Source organism: Undibacterium sp. 14-3-2, from assembly GCF_016595265.1.
In the GTDB taxonomy this organism is placed as follows: Bacteria; Pseudomonadota; Gammaproteobacteria; order Burkholderiales; family Burkholderiaceae_D; genus Undibacterium; species Undibacterium aquatile.
The window spans coordinates 346,203-366,836 of the sequence record NZ_JAENGS010000001.1; the positions used below are offsets into that span (position 1 = coordinate 346,203).

Consider the following 20,634-nt stretch of genomic DNA (forward strand, 5'->3'; position numbering starts at 1 on the left):
CCGCACACTAGGGAGTTCATATGAAAAAAGTACTGAAGAGCATGCTGGTTGCGGGAGCATTTCTCGCCTCCATAGGAATGACAGCGGTCGCGTGGGCTGACGATGCACCGGCCAAAGCAGATGCCATTTCCGCATCTGCGGTCGCCACCAGTGGATCAGCACCAGCAGTGTCGGAAGCTGCAGCTGCTTCGGTTGCTGCGCCAGCGGCAGCACCAGCCGCGGCGGTCGCTTCTGCGGCAGATGCCGCACCGGTGGCAGCAGCGCCTGTGCCAAATAAAGGCGACACCGCATGGATGCTGGTTGCTACCTTGCTGGTGATTTTGATGACCTTGCCAGGTCTGGCATTGTTCTACGGTGGTCTGGTTCGTTCTAAAAACATGTTATCGATTTTGGTGCAGGTTTTCATGATCTTTGCCGTGATCATCGTTTTATGGTGCATCTATGGTTATTCGCTGACCTTTACCGAAGGCGGTAAGTTTATCGGCTCGTTCGACCGTCTGTTCCTGAAAGGTATCTGGGATCCTGCTAAGGCGACATTCTCCACTGCCGCCACATTCAGCAAAGGTGTGGTGATTCCTGAGTTTGTGTACGTCGCGTTCCAGGCAACTTTTGCAGCTATCACTTGCGCGCTGATCATTGGTGCATTTGCTGAACGTGCAAAATTCACTGCGGTATTGTTGTTCGTGGTGTTGTGGTTCACCTTCAGTTATCTGCCTGTCGCCCACATGGTCTGGTTCTGGACTGGCCCTGATGCGATTAAAGATGCAGCAACGCTGGCAACTGAAACTGCTAAAGCAGGTTTCCTGTTCCAGAAAGGTGCACTCGATTTTGCTGGTGGTACGGTGGTTCACATTAATGCCGCAGTAGCAGGTCTGGTCGGTGCTTTCCTGATCGGCAAACGTGTTGGTTACGGTAAGGAATCGATGGCGCCGCATTCTCTGACGATGACCATGATCGGTGCGTCTTTGTTGTGGGTGGGCTGGTTTGGTTTCAATGCTGGTTCAGCATTGGAAGCTGGCGATATCGCAGCGCTGGCATTCATCAATACCTTACTGGCAACCGCAGCAGCGACAGTATCCTGGGTCTTTGGTGAATGGATGTCTAAAGGAAAGCCATCCATGCTGGGCGGTGCATCTGGTGCAGTTGCGGGTCTGGTTGCGATTACACCAGCATGTGGTTTCGTCGGACCGATGGGTGCATTAATTATTGGTTTGCTGGCAGGTATTGTCTGCTTGTGGGGCGTGAATGGTCTGAAACGTCTGATCGGTGCGGATGATTCTCTGGATGTCTTCGGTGTACACGGCGTTGGCGGTATTCTCGGCGCTCTGCTGACTGGCGTATTTGCTTCGCCATCCTTAGGCGGTCAGGGTATTTTTGATTACGTCGCTAACAAAATGTCTGCTGATCCTTACTCCATTATCGATCAGGTAACGACACAGGCAACAGCGGTCGGCGTCACAATTCTGTGGTCGGCAGTGGTTTCCGTGATCGCGTACAAACTGGTTGATCTGGTGGTTGGTTTGCGTGTCCCTGAAGATGAAGAACGTGAAGGTCTCGATATCACCAGCCATGGTGAGTCTGCCTACCACTCTTAATACAGGAATGAAATTGTCGTAGTAAAGCTAGTATCCTCAGTGCATGAAACAGAGCGCATGCGACTGATTTACAAGCGGTTTGGCCACACAGCCAGACCGCTTTTTTTTGCTTGCAAGAGACATTGAAAGACGAATTAGAAGCGAAAAAAAAACACCGGCAAATGTGCCGGTGTTTTTGATTCGAATGAAGTCTGTATTTTATTTTGCTTCAGCAGGACGAACGTAAGTCCACAGGCGGGCAAGGTCAGCGGCGCCATCTGTACCCTGAATGGATTTGAATACTTCCAAAGCTTTATCACGATTGCCTGATTGTAAGTAAGCCATACCGAGGTGAAGTTTTGCTTCCTCCATCGATTTCAGACCGCCCTTGGCAATTCCTTGCTCCATCAGTGCAATGCCTTTTTCTGCCTGTGCATTGATCACATAGTTGTAACCAATATTCACCAAACCTGTGCCTGTTTTGGCATTTTTAGCAGAAGTCTCACCAGCATCCAGCGTTTTAATATCTTCTGCCGCTTGCTTGTACACGCGATCACGCAATTGCTTATGTTTAGCCGCTTCTTTTCCTGTGCCCAGCAAACCAGAGGCGTAGCCTGCGTCTATCGTCGTTTTTGCTTCTGCTGGCAAACCGGCGAGTAAGGCCAACTCGGCCATTTCTACGTATTGTCCGGCATCATCGATATTTTTTGTGACCAACAGCAGGCGGTACAAGTCCAGACGCAGACGGTCAGAAAAACCGGGTTTGTGTTCAGTCCGGTAAATCAGATCACCCCAGTATTCTCTGGTCGGATAATGCTGAACCACGCGCTCTAATACCGCAGCGTAACCAGCGTTGTCTTTCAGTTGCTGATAGCTGCTGGCCAGCAAACGCAGATTTTCTTCTGATGGAATGCGTTTCGCGCTCTCATCTTCGGCCAGCATGATGTTCAGTTGCTTGATGGCGCTGTTGAAATCATTTTTCAGGTAGTAGCCGCGGGCAACCATATTTTTGACCTGAGCATTGCTGTTATCTTTTTCCAGATAACGTTTTGCCCACAGGATGGCCTGATCATATTTTTTTTCGTTGTAATACGTACCGGCAAGGCCTTCGATCAGACGCAGTTTTTCAGCATCTTTCAGAAATTCTGAACTGACCATGCCTTCAAATGCGGTTGCCAGCTGATCGGTATTGTTGGTACCGGAAGCAATGACTGCGTTCAGGCGATGCAGAGCAAAGGTTTCATAGGCAGTCTTGTTCTCAAAGGCATTGAGTTCATTCACTTTATCCTGAGCTTCTTTGTACTGCTTTTTCTCAAGTAATTCCTGAATTTCAGTTAATGGCCTAACCATTTCTTTACGAACAACAGACTTTTTGGCCAGTTCCGCAGCTTTGTCGGCTGCTTCATCTGCATGCGCTACGCCAGCGGTGACTGGGGCAATGCCTGTGCCGAGTGCTGCAAACATCATCGCAGCGAACAGAAAAGAGATTTTTTTCATGAAATATCCGGTAAAAAATGAACATGACCGCATGGACACGGTTATTACTTAGCATCACATTCAGCCATTCATTTTGTCTGGCTGTGGATGGGGCGAACAGCGAATTATAACTGAGCCCGTGACTGCGTTCACCACTTGCAGCCGGTATCGACAACAGTGCTGACTGCGAGTGGGATGACCGCCAGCAAACCTATACCTGAATAGGCTTTCAGACAGTCTTTACGCTCAGCTTTTTTGGTGCCATCGGCCAGTTTCTGTTCAAAGCCCTCGTCACGCCGATGACTTTGCTGGATTTTTTCTATGGTTCCGGGCTGGCGCTGTTTATCGATCGCCAATGCCGATCGCTTCAAATCGTCCAGATTCAGGCGAGGCTCTTCTGCGCTGGTGACGGCTGGCGTAATGACGCTAGCATTACTCTCCACGACAGGATTCAGCGTGATCGTGTTGGCCTTTTCGGGCTTGTTATTGAGCGGTGTGGGATTGTTGCGTTTCGGTGCTGTCGGCAGATTTTTTTCTGGCGGCGCTGAACTTACTTCGGGAATGCGCGGCGTTTGTATATCAATCAATTGCAGATAGCGCATTTCGTTTGCTTCGGTGCGCACGCTTATCCAGTGCTGATTCTGCCAGCCGAGCCACAAGCAGCCATGTACCAATAACATTAGCACCAACGCCACTGTGCGGCGGGTGAAGCTCAGGGGTTTGTGCAGCTGAAATTGCATGGCATTTCCTGTTGCATTGAACATGGCACTCAGACCAACGGTTTTTAATAAAAGTTCAACAGCCTCATATACTGGGAGGGAGTATCTATAAAATTATCCATGAAGTCTAATTAAAATAAGGGGAATTCACTGTTTATTGGTGATACTCCCCCATTTTAAGATACCCGGTGTTGCACCAGTATCCAGGGTTTGACCACTACTGTCCATAATTCCAGTTCATTTTCCAGCCAGACTTTGGCCTGCTCATCGCTGACTTTATACAAGCGGCCTGTACTCAGTAATGACTGAATTTCTGCTGTATTGTCGTTTGCCATGTGCAGTGCAATTTCGACCAGATCGAGATCCGGTGCAATGGCAAGCACATTACCGGAGGCAAAATGTTTGAGCAGTTCGCTCCAAGGAAAAAGCGCTGTTTCCTGATTGATTTTCGTGCGCAGATGGTCGGTAGTAGAAGACATAAGAATGGAAAACGGTAAAAATTATTGAGAAATGCGATTCAAAAGTACGGTATCAGCTCGTCGGTCATGATACCTAAAGCATCGTTGCGCTGGCATCGTCCTTCGCCTGATCATATCAGGAGGAAATTTGAACCTGGCCTTTCAGCATTTCGGTCAGCTCATCGATAAACGAGGTAATCTGTTTTTCTTTCATGCTGAGCTGCATCTGGGTGGATTCGGTGTAGCTGACTGCTATCACTTGCGCCTGATATTTTTCAATCAAGCGCCTGACCTGAGATTCATCTGCAAATGCAATGCTGAACATGATTTCTGCCATCGTTTCGACGGCGATCAGCTGGGCGGTTTTAAACGCATCGGAAATTGCCTGCCCATAGGCGCGTGTCAATCCGCCTGCGCCTAATTTGGTGCCGCCCCAGTAACGGACAACCACCGCAAGAACGTTGGTCACATCTTTGTGTACCAATACGTTGTACATCGGTTTGGCGGCCGTACCTGAAGGTTCGCCATCGTCATCCAGACCTGAGTCGCCTGTACAAACCAGTGCCCAGCAGACATGCACGGCACCGGGATGCTGCGCGCGGATATCCGCCAGACGGGCGCGCGCCTCAGCACGGGTGTGCAGTGGATACAACTGACCCAGAAAGCGGCTTTTTTTTATTTCTATCTCCGCGAAAGCGGGTGCTGCCAGTTGGTACATGGAATTGACGATGAAAATGAAGACAGAAACTGAAGACGGAAATTACCCGCAGAAAACGACAGCAGCTTTTGTCAGTGCTTACTATGCGCAGAAGCGCAGCTGCTTTCGATTATTGAATCACAAAATTAACAAAGAAAATATCTGTCACGCCATCATGTTCTTTGACGTCGAGTACACGATTAATTCTCTCTTTTATTTCATCGATCAGCTCATTTTTACCTTCAGCAGTCTGAATCTGTGTCGATTCTTTTCCACTGAGTAACATGATCAACGAATGACGCACGACTGGCATCATTAATTTAACTTTGTCAGCGATTTCAGGTTTCGCTAATTGCAGAGTAATGCCGATTTGCAGATAACGGTCAAAGCTCGACAGATTGACGATGATAGGTTCCAGTGCGGCGGTTGGGGCGCCGGCAGATGCACTGGCTTCCTTGCCACCGGAATTGGCTATCGCATGACCGGATAACAGCGTGAAAATACAAAAAATGCTGGTGAAAATCGCTTTTGATAAAGAAATGGAGCGTCTGTTATTGGCCATAATGAAATTCCGGAAATCTTGTTTTTATAAGAGGACAGCAATGCGGTGTCTGCTGTCCTCTGGTGCTGTTACACCGTCAGTGGTTTGTAGCGAATACGCTTAGGTTTGGCACCTTCTTCACCAAGACGTTTTTTCTTGTCGGCTTCATATTCCTGGTAGTTGCCATCGAAGAACGTGACTTGCGAGTTACCTTCAAATGCCAGGATGTGTGTAGCGATACGATCGAGGAACCAGCGGTCATGCGAGATCACCATCACACTGCCAGCGAATTCCAGCAAAGCGTCTTCCAGTGCACGCAGGGTTTCCACGTCCAGATCATTCGATGGTTCATCCAGCAGCAAGACATTGCCGCCTTGCAGCAGGGTTTTCGCCAGATGCAGGCGACCGCGTTCACCACCGGACAGATTGCCAACGATCTTTTGTTGATCACCGCCTTTGAAATTGAAGCGTCCCAGATACGCGCGCGATGGCATTTCAAAACGGCCAACCGTCAGAATATCGGCACCATTGGCGACATCTTCAAACACGGTTTTGGTATTGCCGAGATCTTCGCGTGACTGATCAACCAGCGAGATTTTGGCCGTCTGGCCGAGTACCACTTCGCCGCTGTCAGGTTGTTCCAGCCCTTTGATCATTTTAAACAGCGTCGATTTACCGGCGCCGTTAGGGCCGATGATACCGACGATTGCGCCAGGTGGAATCCTGAAGCTCAGGTTGTCGATCAGCAGACGGTCACCGAAGGCTTTCGAGACATTCTTGAATTCGATGACTTCATTACCCAGACGCTCAGCCACAGGGATAAAGATTTCCTGGGTTTCATTGCGTTTCTGGTATTCGTGTTCGCTCATCTCATTGAAGCGGGCCAGACGTGCCTTACTCTTGGCCTGACGTGCTTTCGGATTCTGACGCGACCATTCCAGCTCTTTCTGCAGTGCTTTCTGGCGTGCTGATTCGGTCGCTTCTTCCTGTTTCAGGCGGGCTTGTTTTTGGTCCAGCCAGGAAGAGTAATTGCCTTTCCATGGAATACCCGCACCACGATCCAGCTCTAATATCCATTCTGCAGCGTTATCAAGGAAGTAGCGGTCATGCGTGATCGCCACCACGGTGCCGGGGAAGCGCAACAGGAATTGTTCCAGCCAGTCAACAGATTCTGCATCCAGATGGTTGGTTGGTTCATCAAGCAGCAACATGTCGGGTTTTGACAACAGTAAACGACATAAAGCAACGCGGCGTTTTTCACCGCCTGACAGCACGCCGATTTTGGCATCCCACGGCGGCAGGCGCAGTGCATCAGCGGCCATTTCCAGTTGAAGTTCAACGTTATCACCTGCAGACGCCGAGATGATGGCTTCCAGACGTGCCTGTTCTTCCGCTAAAGCATCGAAATCGGCATTTTCTTCAGCGTAAGCTGCATACACTTCCTCCAGCTTTGCTTTTGCTTCAAATACCTCGCCGAGTGCAGATTCGACCGCCTCACGTACGGTTTGCTCAGGATCGAGCTGTGGTTCCTGCGGCAAATAACCGATGTTCAAGTTAGGCATCGGTACGGCTTCGCCCTGAATGTCTTTATCAATCCCCGCCATGATTTTCAGCAGCGAGGATTTACCTGAACCATTCAGACCAAGCACGCCAATTTTGGCGCCAGGAAAGAAGGAAAGTGAAATATCTTTCAGGATTTGACGTTTCGGCGGAACGATTTTTCCGACACGATTCATGGTGTAAACGTAATTAGCCATTATTTCTTTGTTGTTAAATGTAGACAATGCCCGCAAGGATACCTCATGCGCGCCGAGACAAACGTATTTTGCCAAATTTCACATAAATTTGTGCCTCGCATCAAATTTGATTTAGCGCAAATTGCAAGGCGTATCGCAGAACTACACTTCATCCATCAACTTAGACAACCGAGGAAAACAAAATGAAAAAGATCGTTATCGCTCTCTCTTTAGCTGCAATGGGTTTAACAGCAACGCAAGCTATGGCTCAACAAAGCCCATGGCAAGTACGTGCCCGCGCAGTGAACATCAGCCCAGATAATAAATCTGATGCTATCGCCGGTTTGGCGGCTGCAGATGCTATCCACGTCAGCAACAAAACTATTGCTGAAGTCGATATCACTTACTTCGTTACACCAAACTGGTCTGCAGAGCTGATCCTGACTTACCCACAAAAACATGATGTGACATTGAATGGTACTAACATCGGTACATTCAAACATCTGCCACCAACACTGACAGCGCAATACCACTTCGCTCCAGATGCACAAGTTAGCCCATACCTCGGCGCTGGCGTGAACTACACACGTATCTCCGATGTTAATCTGTTAAAAGGTGCTGCTGATCTGGACAACAACAGCTTTGGCTTCGCTCTGCAAGCTGGTGTGGATTTCAAACTGGATAAAAACTGGTCTCTGAATCTGGATGTGAAAAAAGTACAGATTCGCAGCGATGTGACTTTGGGCGGTGCGAAAATCAGTGCTGTTAAGGTTGATCCATGGTTGGTAGGCGTAGGTGTAGGCTATCGCTTCTAAGCAACAGCAAGTTTATCTTGTAAAAAAAGCCGGTCGGTCGACCGGCTTTTTTATTTGCTGACGTTTTGTTCGTAGTGTCTGGGGTTTCAGACATGCTTTGCTGGTTCGCGGGTAAGCTGCTCATGCGCAGACCAGAAGTGGTGCTGACAGATCTATCGATATCTATGCATGGATTTTGCAGCAATTGTGTTGCCCGCATACGTGGAAAATCAACCCGGCCTATAATCAGCGCGCTTGATCAGCTTTGATTTTATGTGACTTTTGTCAGCCATTAACGGAGAACCCCACCATGACGATTTCTATGTATGCAGCATCAGTGCCCGTATTCACCCAAATGCTGGACAGTCTCAGCGAAGTTTTAAAGAAAGCCGAAGAGCACGCGACAGAAAAAAATATCGCGCCGGAGATTTTATTGCAAGCGCGTTTATTTCCTGACATGTTCGCGCTGATACGTCAGGTGCAGATTGCTGCTGATTTTGCGAAAGGCGTTGCGGGTCGTCTGGCAGAGAACGAATTGCCTGCGTATGAAGACAATGAGCAGACTTTCGCCGATTTGCAGACACGGATCGCGAAAACTAAAGCATTTATCAGTTCTTTAGATGCGGCAAAATTTGCCGGTAGCGAAGAGCGTGAAATTATTTTGCGTCCTGGTACGCCTAAAGAAAAAAAACTGAACGGCCAAACTTATTTGCTGCAATACGGTTTGCCGCAGTTCTTTTTTCACGTCACAACGACTTACGCAATTTTGCGTCATAACGGTGTAGTGCTAGGTAAAAAAGACTTCATGGGTGCTTATTAATTAAGCAGTAAGTTGAATTTCAACAACACGCAGGTCTGATGACGAGGTTAAGCGCAGACCGGTGTTGTTTTTTTTTAAAGCTGAAAGCATGGCATCCATACGCATTGATGGATAGCAAACATGTTGCCAACATTCTTTATGCGGTCTGGCAGAACCATGCTACGCATTTTGGAGAACAATTTTTGCGCATTTCGTGGCGATGCTAGTCTGAAAATTTCCGCAGTCAGTTTTACAAATAGCTGATCTTCTGCGTTGTGCCAACTGCAAGAATAAATTTCTCCACGCTGATTTTTGATAACAGAGTAAGCGCTCTATCGACACGCATGCAGTTCATAGTATGCTGCACGAATACGGTATTTTTTAATTGCGTCTTTGGAATATAGCAGTGGCGTAGACGAGTGAATGAGATCAGATCGCTCCACCGCACATCGCTTTTCCCTACTTTTGTTGTTTAGCCTGAATCTGATATGAGTCATTCGTCTCTGCGCCGCCAACTTGTGATTCCGATTACCTTATTGGTGATCGGTGTTTCGGCTGCGATCGGCTGGGTATCCATGAAGGCAGGTACAGACGCGGTGCATACGCTCACGCAACGTATGCTGGTTGATATGGTCAATCGCATCAACCTCTCTACTGAAAGGCATATAGAGGGTGCATTGATAGCACTGGAATCGGTGGCTCCCAGCGCGGACCGTATGCCGAAAGAACATGTATTTTCCACGGACATGCATACCTTGGAAGACAAGTTCTGGGCCGCCAGCGGCTTGTTTATGGATGTGAATAATTACGTCTATTTTGGTGGCAAAGACGGGCGTTTTGTCGGTGTGTATCGTATCTCCAAGCGGGATGTCCAGTTATTCTGGCGCGAACCGGAAGCCAGCCGCCGGGACGTCTATCATGTGACGGGTATCGGTGACCGTTCGGAACTGATACGCAGCGATGAATTTGATCCCCGCAAGAGACCTTGGTATCAGACGGCAATGCGTTCTGAAAAGCCAGTGTGGTCCAAGATTTACAACAATTTTTCGTTTAATTTCCCGACAATAACGCTGGCGAAGGCTGTATTCCAGAAAAATCATGAGTTTGCAGGCGTGTTGGCGACTGATATGACTCTGATGGAGCTATCAAATTTTTTACGAAAGCTGGAAATCAGCAAAAACAGCGTTGCCTACATTGTTGACGCAGATGGTTATATCGTTGCAACTTCGGGTGAGGAGGTGCCACAGCGTACCGTCAATGGCGTACCCGAACGCATGCGTGCGGTCGATATGAAAACGGCATTGATCAGAGACACTTTCTCGAATATTGGCAAGTCAAAAACGGTGGAGCCCGAGGTATTGGCTATGGACCTCAGCGGTGGCGCAGTGGATGTCGCAATATCTCCACTTGGCGTCAGACAAGGATTGAACTGGCAGACGATTGTTGCAGTACCACGTGCCGATTTCATGCGCGAAATTAATAAAGGGTTTATGCAAAGTGTTGTGATTGCTATCGCATGTATTATTTTTGCACTGACGATAGGGCTAACAATTGTTGAACGAGTGGTTCGCGATATACGAAAACTCACTGCAGCGGCAGAAAAATTCGGTAATGGCGAACCTATGCCTAAGTTACATATCCGTCGTCAGGATGAGATAGGCATACTGACGCAGACCTTTGTTGACATGGAAAAAAAGCTACGATTTGACAAACTCACGCAAGTCGCCAATCGCGAATCATTGTTTGCAAAAATCACTTACCTGCAAAAAAATTCGAAAGAAAACCCGGACGAGGAAAACGGCTTTACTTTACTGTTCGTTGATCTGGATCGTTTTAAACAGGTTAACGATAGCCATGGTCATGATGCTGGCGATCAGGTGCTGATGATTACCGCTGCCCGACTTTTGTCCGCGATCCGCGATACCGATGATGTTGCCCGTTATGGCGGTGATGAATTTGTATTGCTGTTGAGAGACACCAAAAATTCTATTGATATTCATAACATGGTGGAGAAAATTTCTTCTCTGGTTGAAGAGCCTATCGCGTTGGATAATGCGGTCGTTGAAATTGGCGCATCAATAGGCTGGGCCTGTTTTCCCGAGGATGGTGATGAGTATGTACAACTGATCAAGATTGCCGATAGCCGTATGTATAATTCCAAGCGCGACCGCAAGTCAGGTCAGTTGATTCATATCGTCTGATGCTGTGACCAAGTCAGCAGCCATGGCTGCAACTCGCTGGTCGGCATGGTATTGATGATGTAATAGCTTTGCCCTTGATCGCATCCCAGTTCTATAAATAAGTTCGCCACTTCCACATTTTCTATGTCTTTGGCTGCAATTGCGCAGGGCTTCCGCCTAAGTTATAAGTAAGGAGCCCGCCATTTTTTCTGCTATTTGCTGGCCTGACGTGCCGTCGTCATCAAAACCACACTGCCGAGTATGACTGCCATGGCCAGCATGGCTTTGAAGGACAAATGTTCGCCGCCAAACAATACGCCGAGAGCGACGGCAATGACAGGATTCACATACGCATAGCTGGCAGCCAGTCCGGTGGATACTTTCGATAATAAATACATGTATGCAGTGAACGCCAGTAAAGAGCCTGCGATAACCAGATAGGCCCAGGCCGCCAGTGCTTCAGCAGTGACTGGCCCTGTCATGCTTTCTCCTTTCAACAGACTGACGATCACCAGAAACAAACCGCCGATCAGCATTTCACTCGCAAAGCCCATACCGCCAGCCGCCATTTTGAGTTTTTTCTGCGACAGGATAGAACCGACATCCCAACACAAGATCGCACCAAGCAGGAACAGTACACCAATAGGTTTCGCGGCGAAATCACCGTCGGACGCCAGCAACATGGCGCCAATGAACCCAGCCAGTATCCCTATCCATTCGCGCCGTTTCGGCCAGTCGCCGAACAGTCCAGACAAACCCGATAAAATCATCGGAGAGCAGGCAATAAATACCGCAGTCAGCCCGGAAGACACATATTGCTGCGCACAGGCGGTCAGACCTGTGCCGCCACCCAGCATTAATATGCCGACGATGCCACCGTCACGCCACTCGCTGAGTGTCGGATTCGCTGCGCCACGCCATTTTTGCCAGACAAATAAAATCGCGCCAGCGACCAGAAAGCGCGTGCCTATCATCATGAACGGTGGAAACGCTTGCAAGGCAACTTGGATGGCGAAATAGGTAGAACCCCAGACAACATAGACGGTGAGCAGGGCAGTTAAAACGGAACGGGGCAGGTGGCGCATGCAAATAGACGAGAATGAGGAGAAAGAGCTGAATGTGAAATAGTGTAGGGAACTCTGCCTTGTTTTTAAATGGATAGTTCAAGGTAAATCAGGTACATTTCTTTTAAATTAATTGAAAAAAGACGATTTCACCATGAAGATAGAATTAGACATGATGGACGCCAGAATTCTCGATATTCTGCAGGCAGATGCCCGGGTGACGCTGGCCGAAATTGGCCGTCGCATACATCTGAGTCAGCCAGCAGTGGCTGAGCGTATCAAACGTATGGAAGCCGCAAAGGTCATTACCGGCTACCACGCACACGTCAACCCGGAAGCCTTAGGTTATGGCATCACCGCATTTGTTCGGATAGCAAGTCGTTCCAGTGATATGCCCGTCGTCAAAATTGCTGAGCAGGTACCAGAAGTGGTCGAATGTCACGCCATTACTGGTGAAGATTGCGTGATCGTTAAAGTGGTCGCTTCGTCAGTCCGCGAGTTGGAACGGGTCATTGCCAGTCTTGCCCGCTGCGGCGTGACATCGACTTCGCTGATTTTATCTTCATCAATCGAGCGGCGTGCGATCAAGCCCGTGGAGTAAGTATGGAACTGCGCCAGTTACGTTATTTCATCGCGATTGTGGATCATGGTTCCTTGTCACGTGCGGCGAAAGTGCTGCATATCGTACAGCCTGCATTGACGCAACAATTACAACATCTCGAAGAAGAATTGGGTGCCACCTTGCTGCACCGGTCGGCGCAGGGTATGCAGACGACTGATGCTGGCAAGCTGTTTTATGAACATGCGCAAGCGATACTGAAGCAGGTTAGTGACGCCAAATCAGCCGTCACCCAATCAACCGACAAGCCCAGTGGTACTGTGGCGCTTGGCATACCGCAAAGCGTTTCCGGTGCGCTCGCTTTCCCACTTCTGACGGCGGTGCGTGCAGCATTTCCGGATATCGTCTTTCAGCTCACAGAAGAGCTGACCGGTAATCTGACCGAACAGTTGAAATCAGGTCGCCTGAACCTGGCGATTCTGTTTGATGATGGTCAACTGGCCAATCATTTTGCTGGCAAGCCGCTGGTTGAAGAAGAGATGATGTACATCACCCGCGCCGATTCGCAGTTTGCCTGTAAACGCAAAAGCATCAGTCTGAAAAAGGCGTTGCAGACGCCGTTAATCCTGCCGAGTATTCAACATGGTGTGCGGCCCGGAATAGAAAAAGTGGCGCGAGATCATGGGTTGGAAATCATGCAAGTGATTGATATCACCTCGATTGCTATTCTGAAATCGGCATTGCTGGCCGATATGGGGGCGACCATTTTGCCGGTCGCGCCGATGTTGTCGGAAATAGAACGCGGTGAATTGCTGGCGTGGCCTGTCAGTGATGTGCAGTTGTCGCGTACTGTGACGCTGTGCTCCTCCAAAAATATCCCGCTGACAAATGCGGCCAAGGCCGTCGAAAAGCTGGTGCTCGACGTTACCCGGCAACTTTGTCAGCGCCGGGTCTGGCCACATACGCGCAGTCTGATGCCATAAGGCACGTTGTTGTTCAGATCGCCGCTAAAGCCTGCGCCAGATCGGCTTGCAGATCGGCAGGATGCTCGATGCCGACCGACAGACGCAGTAAATTTTCACCTATGCCTCTTTCAACACGCAATGCTTCCGGTATTGCTGCATGTGTCATCGACCACGGATGGTTAATCAGACTTTCTACGCCGCCAAGACTTTCCGCCAGCGTAAATAATTTCAGTGCCGCGACGAAGCGTCGCAAGCCAGCGGCATCGGTGTTGAGTTTGATTGAGATGATGCCACTTTGTCCTTTGGGTAGCAGACGTTGCGCGAGTGCGTGTTGAGGATGCGAGGCGAGGCCGGGATAAATCACATCGCTGATTCCGCTTTGCTGTTGCAACCATCTTGCCAGTGTCAGCGCATTGCTGCTGTGTCTTTGCATGCGCAAGGCTAATGTACGTAAGCCCCGCAGCGCGAGAAAGCTGTCGAACGGTGCCAATACTGCGCCAACTGCATTTTGCAACCAGCGCAGCTTATCTGCCAGCGCCTGATCTTTGACGATGACAGCACCGCCGATCACGTCAGAATGGCCATTCAGATATTTGGTGATCGAATGCAGTACGATATCGGCACCGAATTCCAGTGGTTTCAACAGGTAAGGTGTGACGAAGGTCGCATCAACAACCGTCAACGCGCCAACGCCGCGCGCGATTTCCGTGATGGCAGCGATATCCGGAAATTTCAGCAACGGATTGGTCGGCACTTCCAGCCAGACCAGTTTGGTGGCAGGTGTGATTGCTGATCGCAAAGCAGTCAGATCATCGGGCGCGACATAGCGTACTTTTAAACCAGCACTACGTGCTTTGACTTGTTCAAATAAGCGCCACGCACCGCCGTATAAATCGTCCACCGCAACGATTTCGCTGCCTGCTTCTAATAATTCCAGTACTGTCGTCATGGCTCCCAGACCGGAAGCGAAGGCGAAACCGGCAGTGCCGCCTTCCAATTCTGCCAGCGCCCGCTCGAAAGCCTGACGACTGGGATTGCCGCTGCGCCCATATTCAAAGCCACTGTGTTCGCCCGGAGCGCGTTGCGCGTAGGTGGAGCTCAGATAAATTGGTGGCATGACCGCGCCGGTGCTATCTGGCTGGTAGCCTGCGTGTACGCTCAGGGTATCGGGGTGAGACATGTTGATTTCCTAAAAATGAATGAAGACTGTCAGGTGGCGGTGCATCGCGGTGTCAGTTGGTTTTCGATGGTGGCCGGGTTAATGGCGTTGCCAGTAGTTGATCACATCGGTTTGTGTAATCAGGCCGAGAAAATTGTCGCCATCAATGACGGGTGCCACCTTGTTTTCGCGGAAGATACCGAGCAGGTTTTCCAGTGGGTCGTGCGGATGCAGTGTCACCAGATCCTTACTCATCACCTGACGTACTGGCTGCGTAAAGTTGGCTTTATCGGCGCGCAGAGCCAGCAAAATATCCCACTCATCAATGATGCCGACCAGCTGCGCATTGCCTTCTATGACTGGCATTTGCGAAATGTCGTGACGGCGCATTTTCTGATATGCATCTGCCAATGTATCTTCCTGCCGTGCAAAGACAGTGGCACCACGCTGATGTGGCCGTGTAATCAGGTCAGTCAGATTGTCGTGTTGCGGTTGTTGCAGCAAACCCTGATCAACCAGCCAGTTATCGTTGAATTGCTTGGAGAGGTATTTGTTGCCGCTGTCGCAGATGAAAGTCAGCACCCGTTTAGGTTCTGTTTGCGCACGGCAGTAACGCAGCGCAGCGGCAACCAGTGTGCCGCTCGAAGAACCCGCCAGCAAACCCTCTTTTTCTAACAGGGCGCGGGCGGTGAACAGACTTTCTTCATCACTGATCCGATAAGCACTTTTCACCATAGAAAAATCCGCAAGCGGCGGAATGAAGTCTTCACCGATGCCTTCGACGCGCCAACTACCAGCGGTGCCGTAGCTGCCAGTTTCTACATAATCAGCGAGAATCGATCCTTGCGGATCGGCGAGTACAAATTCGAGTTCTGGCGCGGCGGTCGAAAAATAGGCACTGAGTCCGGATAAGGTACCGCTGGAGCCGACACCGACCGCAATCGCATCGAGTCTGTTTTCCATCTGCTGCCAGATTTCCGGCCCGGTACTGGTTTGATGTGCAAGCGGATTGGCCGGGTTATTGAACTGATCGATGTAATACGATCCCGGCGTTTCATCAGCGATGCGGCGGGCATAATCCTGATAATAAAGCGGATGGCCTTTGTTGACATCCGAACGTGTCAGCAAGACTTCCACACCCATCGCTTTGAGTTGCTGGATTTTTTCTGTGCTCATTTTATCCGGCACCACCAGCTTGATTTTGTAGCCTTTGCGGATTGCCACCAACGCCAGCCCCAACCCGGTATTGCCCGCTGTAGCTTCAATGATCGTGCCGCCGGGTTGCAGTTCACCACTGCGCTCGGCCGCTTCTATCATGGAAAGAGCGATCCTATCTTTAATAGAGCCGCCGGGATTCTGATTTTCCAGTTTGACATACAGTTCGCACAGACCGGTATCCAGTGACTGGATGCGGACAACTGGCGTATTACCTATGAGTGTGAGTACAGGATCAAAAGACATATTTTGGGAATGTGCAATAGGGTAGAAGATTGCAATTTGGCAATCTGAGGCGTGAAATCTTAGCAGTGCCGCTGGAATTCAAAGAAAGAATGAATTCGTACTAACAAATGCAAAAAATGCATACCGTCGGAAGTGAGGCGCTTATTTTTGAACTAATAGCAGGGCAGAATTTAGCTATCAATTTTTGTGATACCCGTATTTGAATTCAGTATTTTCTATAATCCATCGGGCGATCTACACTGTGAACACAGCAGATTTCAAAGGAAGTCGGGAAAGCGCTGCAGCGATAATTTCGAAAGCTTTCTTTGAACTCTTTCCGGATCTGGACAAAAGGCCGTACTGCAAAGAACTGAGTCATCAATCGTATTCCTGGTGGCGACGTATTTAGCATTGCAATGGTAATGGCTACTCTGACTATCGAGTTTTGTCCCGGATTCGAATAAAATGGCTGCTATCTCAGCCAACGCAATGAACCTGTACCCGATACCTCGCTACAGGTGACGAACAAATGTGTGTCTTACCGGACGCTCTGCATGTTCTTTGCGATCAAAAATCACAAATTTTGGAGCCACTATGTCAACCGACACCACGATGGGGTCTGCTGGACTTTTGTCCGCATCAGGCGCAAGCCCGTCCACCATAGCAACAACCCAATCCGTACCCTCAGTTAATTCTGCTAATTCACCGGTTTTGCACGATGTGCAGCTCGATGATAAATACACATCAAACAGCGGAACGATTTTCCTCTCAGGCATACAGGCCTTAGTCCGTCTGCCGATGATACAACGCCAGCGCGATCTGGCTGCAGGACTGAATACGGCCGGTTTTATTTCCGGTTATCGCGGTTCCCCGCTTGGTGGTCTCGATGAGACTTTGTGGAAAACCAAAAAATTATTAGAACAAAATCACGTACAGTTCGTACCGGGTGTGAACGAAGATCTGGCCGCAACTGCCGTCTGGGGCACCCAGACCGTCGATCTGATTGGCCCGGCTAAATACGATGGCGTGTTTTCTATGTGGTATGGCAAAGGCCCGGGCGTGGATCGCTGCGGCGATGTGTTCAAGCACATGAACCATGCCGGTACGGCCAGACATGGCGGCGTCTTGCTGGTGGCCGGCGACGATCACGGCGCGTATTCGTCTACCTTGCCGCATCAGTCTGACCATATTTTTTCTGCCTGCATGATCCCTATGCTGTATCCCTGCAATGTACAGGAATACCTGGATCTGGGCTTACATGCCTGGGCCATGTCGCGTTTTTCCGGCTGCGCCGTAGGCTTTAAGGCACTGGCCGATACGGTGGAATCCACTGCTTCGGTCGATGCTGATCCCTTCCGTCTGGAGATACAACTACCTCAGGATTTTGTTATGCCGGAAGGCGGCCTCAACACCCGCTTGTCACTCGATACGCTGGGCATACAGGCGCGTAAGCAGGAAGCGCTGATGCAGGATTACAAAATCTATGCGGCGCTGGCGTATGCGCGTGTCAACAAACTCAATCACGTAACGATAGACAGCCCTCATGCCAGACTGGGTATTGTCGCGTCGGGTAAATCTTATCTGGATGTGCTGGAAGCACTGGAAGAACTGGGCATTGATGAACAGTTCGCCGCTGACATTGGTATCCGCCTGTATAAAGTGGCGATGCCATGGCCGCTGGAACCGGATGGCATACGCGAATTTGCGCAAGGCTTGGATGAAATTCTGGTGGTCGAAGAAAAACGCCAGATGGTCGAATACCAGCTCAAAGAACAGTTGTATAACTGGCGCGACGATGTGCGTCCGCGCGTGATTGGTAAGTTCGATGAAAAAGGCGAATGGGTACATCCGCGCGGCGAATGGCTGTTGACTTCTAAAGCAGATTTTTCTGTGGCGCAGATTGCGCGTGTGATTTCGTCACGAATTGCACGCTTCCACACCAGCGACCTGATCAAGGCGCGTCTGGCCTTCCTGGAAGCGAAAGACGTGGTGCTGACCAAGCAGGTCAATACCCCGGCGCGTCCGGCTTACTATTGCTCGGGCTGTCCGCACAATACCTCGACCAAGGTACCGGAAGGCAGTCTGGCCTTGGCCGGTATCGGTTGCCATGTGATGGCGACCGCAATTTATCCCGAACATAATAAGCTCACCACCCACATGGGCGGCGAGGGCGCACCGTGGATAGGTCAGGCGGCTTTTTCCACATTACCGCATGTGTTCCAGAACCTGGGTGACGGCACTTATTTCCATTCCGGTTATCTGGCGATCCGCGCGACGGTAGCGGCGAAAGTGAATATCACCTACAAAATTTTGTATAACGATGCGGTCGCGATGACCGGTGGCCAGCCGGTCGACGGCACCATTACCGTGCCTATGATGGCGCAGCAAATGGCGGCTGAAGGCGTCAAGCGCATCGCCTTGGTGACAGAAGATTTGTCACGTTACACTGACCGTTCCCAATTGCCGGAGATGGTCACATTGCATGACCGTAAAGACATGGATGCGGTACAGCGCGAATTGCGTGAAATCCAAGGCTGCAGCGTGCTGATTTACGATCAGACCTGTGCCGCCGAAAAACGTCGTCGCCGCAAAAAAGGCGAATTCCCTGACCCGAATCAGCGTCTGTTTATCAACGACGCAGTATGCGAAGGCTGTGGTGATTGCGGCGTGCAATCCAACTGTACCTCGCTGATGCCGCTGGAAACAGAATTTGGCCGCAAACGTGTGATCGACCAGTCTTCCTGTAATAAAGATTATTCCTGCGTCAAAGGCTTTTGCCCCAGCTTTGTCACGGTAGAAGGCGGCAAGCTGCGCAAATCAAAAACCGGCACTGCAAAGAACGATGATTTCGGCGCTTTGCCTGAGCCACAGCTGCCGGCCTGCGGCAGCGCATACAACATCCTGCTCAATGGTATTGGCGGCACCGGTGTGATCACGGTCGGCGCCTTGCTCGGTATGGCGGCGCATCTGGAAGGTAAGGGCGCATCGGTGCTGGATATGACCGGTATGTCGCAGAAAAACGGCTCGGTGACTTCGCATATCCGCATCATCGAACAGGCTGGCAAACTGCGTGCGCAACGTATCGCAACCGGTGAAGCCGATCTGATTCTGGGTTGCGACATCCTGACCGCTGGCGCGCATGACGCGATTTCAAAAATGCGTGCAGGCCGTACCCGTGCGGTGGTGAATACTCATGAGCAGCCTACCGGCGCGTTTGCTAAAAATGCAGACTGGCAGTTCCCGCTGGAGTCGGTCGAACATCTGATCGATGAATCGGTAGGTGGCAAGGTTGATTTCATCAATGCGACCCGTCTGGCCACCGCGCTGATGGGGGACTCGATTGCGACCAATCTGTTCATGCTGGGTTTCGCTTATCAGAAAGGTGCGATTCCGGTGTCGGAAGCCGCGCTGATGCGTGCGATTGAACTCAATGGCGTAGCGGTTGAAGCGAATAAAAAGGCGTTCCTCTGGGGCCGTCGCGCTGCGGTCGATTTGGCGAAAGTCGAAAAAATTGCGATTCCTGCTCAGAACGTCGTTGTGAGCATGCCGCAAAGTCTGGACAAGCTGATCCAGCGCCGCGTTGACTATCTGACGGCGTATCAGAATGCCGCCTATGCCGCGCAATACAGCGATCTGGTCAGCCGTGTGCGCAGCACGGAAAGCGCCTTGGGGCAGGGCAATCGTCTGAGTACGGCGGTGGCGAAATACTATTTCAAACTGATGGCGTACAAAGATGAATACGAAGTCGCGCGTCTGTACACCAATGGTGAATTTACAGACAAACTTAAACAACAGTTTGAAGGCGATTTCAGTCTGAAATTTAATCTGGCACCACCCATTTTCTCGAAAAAGGATGGGCAAGGTCATCTGGTCAAAGCGCAATACGGCTCCTGGGTCTGGCAGGCATTTAAACTGCTGGCGAAATGCAAAGGTGTGCGTGGCACGGCATTCGATATCTTTGCTTATACCGCAGAACGTCGCTCTGAGCGTGCCCTGATTACCGATTACCGCGATCTGATCCTGAACCTGATGTCATGTCTGAACCGGGACAATCTGGAACAGGCGGTGGCGCTGGCCAACCTGCCGGAACATATCCGTGGTTTCGGTCACGTGAAGGAAAAGTCGCTACAAACCTACTATGCTGAAAAAGCCGCCTTGCTCGATCAGCAAAAAACGACGGTAACCGAACTTTCCCGCGTCGCCTGAGGCTGACAAGCGTGCTCCTGCCGCTGCTTTTTTATGGCAGGGGCGCGCTTGCGAACCGGAAATGATTGCCGGAATAGTGAATATTTTTCAGGCACTCAATCTGCATGGGCATGCTGAGCCATTTTTGGCCTGTAAGCCGCACCAGTATTGAGAGTCGCGTTTTTCACCTGCTTGCATATACTCATTGACGTTTACGTTAACGTCATATAACTTAGCTGCATAATTAATCAGCAAAGGAAATCCGCCGCCCAGAGCGCAAACCTTTGC

The 20,634-nt window shown here is 50.2% G+C and carries 16 protein-coding genes; 7 read left to right on the forward strand and 9 right to left on the reverse strand.

Annotated features, from left to right (window positions below):
• Positions 1-20 precede the first annotated feature (20 nt).
• A complete protein-coding gene (locus Undi14_RS01545) occupies positions 21-1,595 on the forward strand; it encodes an ammonium transporter (protein ID WP_200177667.1) in 1,575 nt (524 codons plus the stop codon).
• A 198-nt stretch (positions 1,596-1,793) separates the two neighbouring features.
• On the opposite strand, the gene Undi14_RS01550 is transcribed toward Undi14_RS01545, so the two are convergent.
• From Undi14_RS01550 to ettA, 6 genes are all read right to left on the reverse strand, one after another.
• Positions 1,794-3,071 (reverse strand): lipopolysaccharide assembly protein LapB, encoded by a 1,278-nt coding sequence (locus Undi14_RS01550; RefSeq protein WP_186883929.1) that lies wholly within the window; start codon positions 3,069-3,071, stop codon positions 1,794-1,796.
• A gap of 128 nt (positions 3,072-3,199) precedes the next feature.
• Positions 3,200-3,790: a hypothetical protein gene (locus Undi14_RS01555; protein ID WP_200177668.1), complete on the reverse strand. Its 591-nt coding sequence runs from the start codon at positions 3,788-3,790 to the stop codon at positions 3,200-3,202.
• Positions 3,791-3,945: 155 nt separating this feature from the next.
• A complete protein-coding gene (locus Undi14_RS01560) occupies positions 3,946-4,248 on the reverse strand; it encodes a DUF2288 domain-containing protein (protein ID WP_200177669.1) in 303 nt (100 codons plus the stop codon).
• 115 nt (positions 4,249-4,363) lie between these two features.
• The gene (locus tag Undi14_RS01565; RefSeq protein ID WP_190476878.1) at positions 4,364-4,945 is read right to left on the reverse strand and encodes a YigZ family protein; all 582 of its coding nucleotides are present in this window, start codon (positions 4,943-4,945) and stop codon (positions 4,364-4,366) included.
• 109 nt (positions 4,946-5,054) lie between these two features.
• The gene (fliL, locus tag Undi14_RS01570) at positions 5,055-5,486 is read right to left on the reverse strand and encodes a flagellar basal body-associated protein FliL (RefSeq protein WP_200177670.1); all 432 of its coding nucleotides are present in this window, start codon (positions 5,484-5,486) and stop codon (positions 5,055-5,057) included.
• 68 nt (positions 5,487-5,554) lie between these two features.
• Complete coding sequence (gene ettA, locus Undi14_RS01575; protein WP_186883924.1) at positions 5,555-7,222, reverse strand: energy-dependent translational throttle protein EttA; 1,668 nt, start codon at positions 7,220-7,222, stop codon at positions 5,555-5,557.
• A gap of 182 nt (positions 7,223-7,404) precedes the next feature.
• Between ettA and Undi14_RS01580 the strand changes: the two genes are divergently transcribed.
• From Undi14_RS01580 to Undi14_RS01590, 3 genes are all read left to right on the forward strand, one after another.
• Entirely contained in the window at positions 7,405-8,016 is a 612-nt protein-coding gene (locus Undi14_RS01580; protein WP_200177671.1) for an OmpW family protein, read from the forward strand.
• A gap of 289 nt (positions 8,017-8,305) precedes the next feature.
• A complete protein-coding gene (locus Undi14_RS01585) occupies positions 8,306-8,815 on the forward strand; it encodes a DUF1993 family protein (RefSeq protein WP_200177672.1) in 510 nt (169 codons plus the stop codon).
• Between the two features lie 467 nt (positions 8,816-9,282).
• On the forward strand, positions 9,283-10,995 hold the full coding sequence (locus Undi14_RS01590) for a sensor domain-containing diguanylate cyclase (protein WP_186883921.1): 1,713 nt from the start codon (positions 9,283-9,285) through the stop codon (positions 10,993-10,995).
• 191 nt (positions 10,996-11,186) lie between these two features.
• Here the strand turns inward: Undi14_RS01590 and yedA are convergent, their stop codons facing one another.
• Entirely contained in the window at positions 11,187-12,059 is an 873-nt protein-coding gene (gene yedA, locus Undi14_RS01595) for a drug/metabolite exporter YedA (protein ID WP_200177673.1), read from the reverse strand.
• Between the two features lie 133 nt (positions 12,060-12,192).
• Between yedA and Undi14_RS01600 the strand changes: the two genes are divergently transcribed.
• Positions 12,193-12,639, forward strand: coding sequence for an Lrp/AsnC family transcriptional regulator (locus tag Undi14_RS01600; protein ID WP_186883919.1), 447 nt, complete (start codon positions 12,193-12,195; stop codon positions 12,637-12,639).
• Between the two features lie 2 nt (positions 12,640-12,641).
• The gene (locus Undi14_RS01605; protein ID WP_200177674.1) at positions 12,642-13,580 is read left to right on the forward strand and encodes a LysR substrate-binding domain-containing protein; all 939 of its coding nucleotides are present in this window, start codon (positions 12,642-12,644) and stop codon (positions 13,578-13,580) included.
• A gap of 13 nt (positions 13,581-13,593) precedes the next feature.
• Here Undi14_RS01605 and Undi14_RS01610 read toward each other — a convergent pair whose 3' ends face one another.
• Entirely contained in the window at positions 13,594-14,742 is a 1,149-nt protein-coding gene (locus Undi14_RS01610; RefSeq protein WP_200177675.1) for a PLP-dependent aspartate aminotransferase family protein, read from the reverse strand.
• A gap of 78 nt (positions 14,743-14,820) precedes the next feature.
• Positions 14,821-16,182 (reverse strand): cystathionine beta-synthase, encoded by a 1,362-nt coding sequence (locus Undi14_RS01615; protein ID WP_200177676.1) that lies wholly within the window; start codon positions 16,180-16,182, stop codon positions 14,821-14,823.
• A 573-nt stretch (positions 16,183-16,755) separates the two neighbouring features.
• Here Undi14_RS01615 and Undi14_RS01620 point away from each other — a divergent pair.
• On the forward strand, positions 16,756-20,367 hold the full coding sequence (locus Undi14_RS01620) for an indolepyruvate ferredoxin oxidoreductase family protein (protein WP_200177677.1): 3,612 nt from the start codon (positions 16,756-16,758) through the stop codon (positions 20,365-20,367).
• Positions 20,368-20,634: the final 267 nt, after the last annotated feature.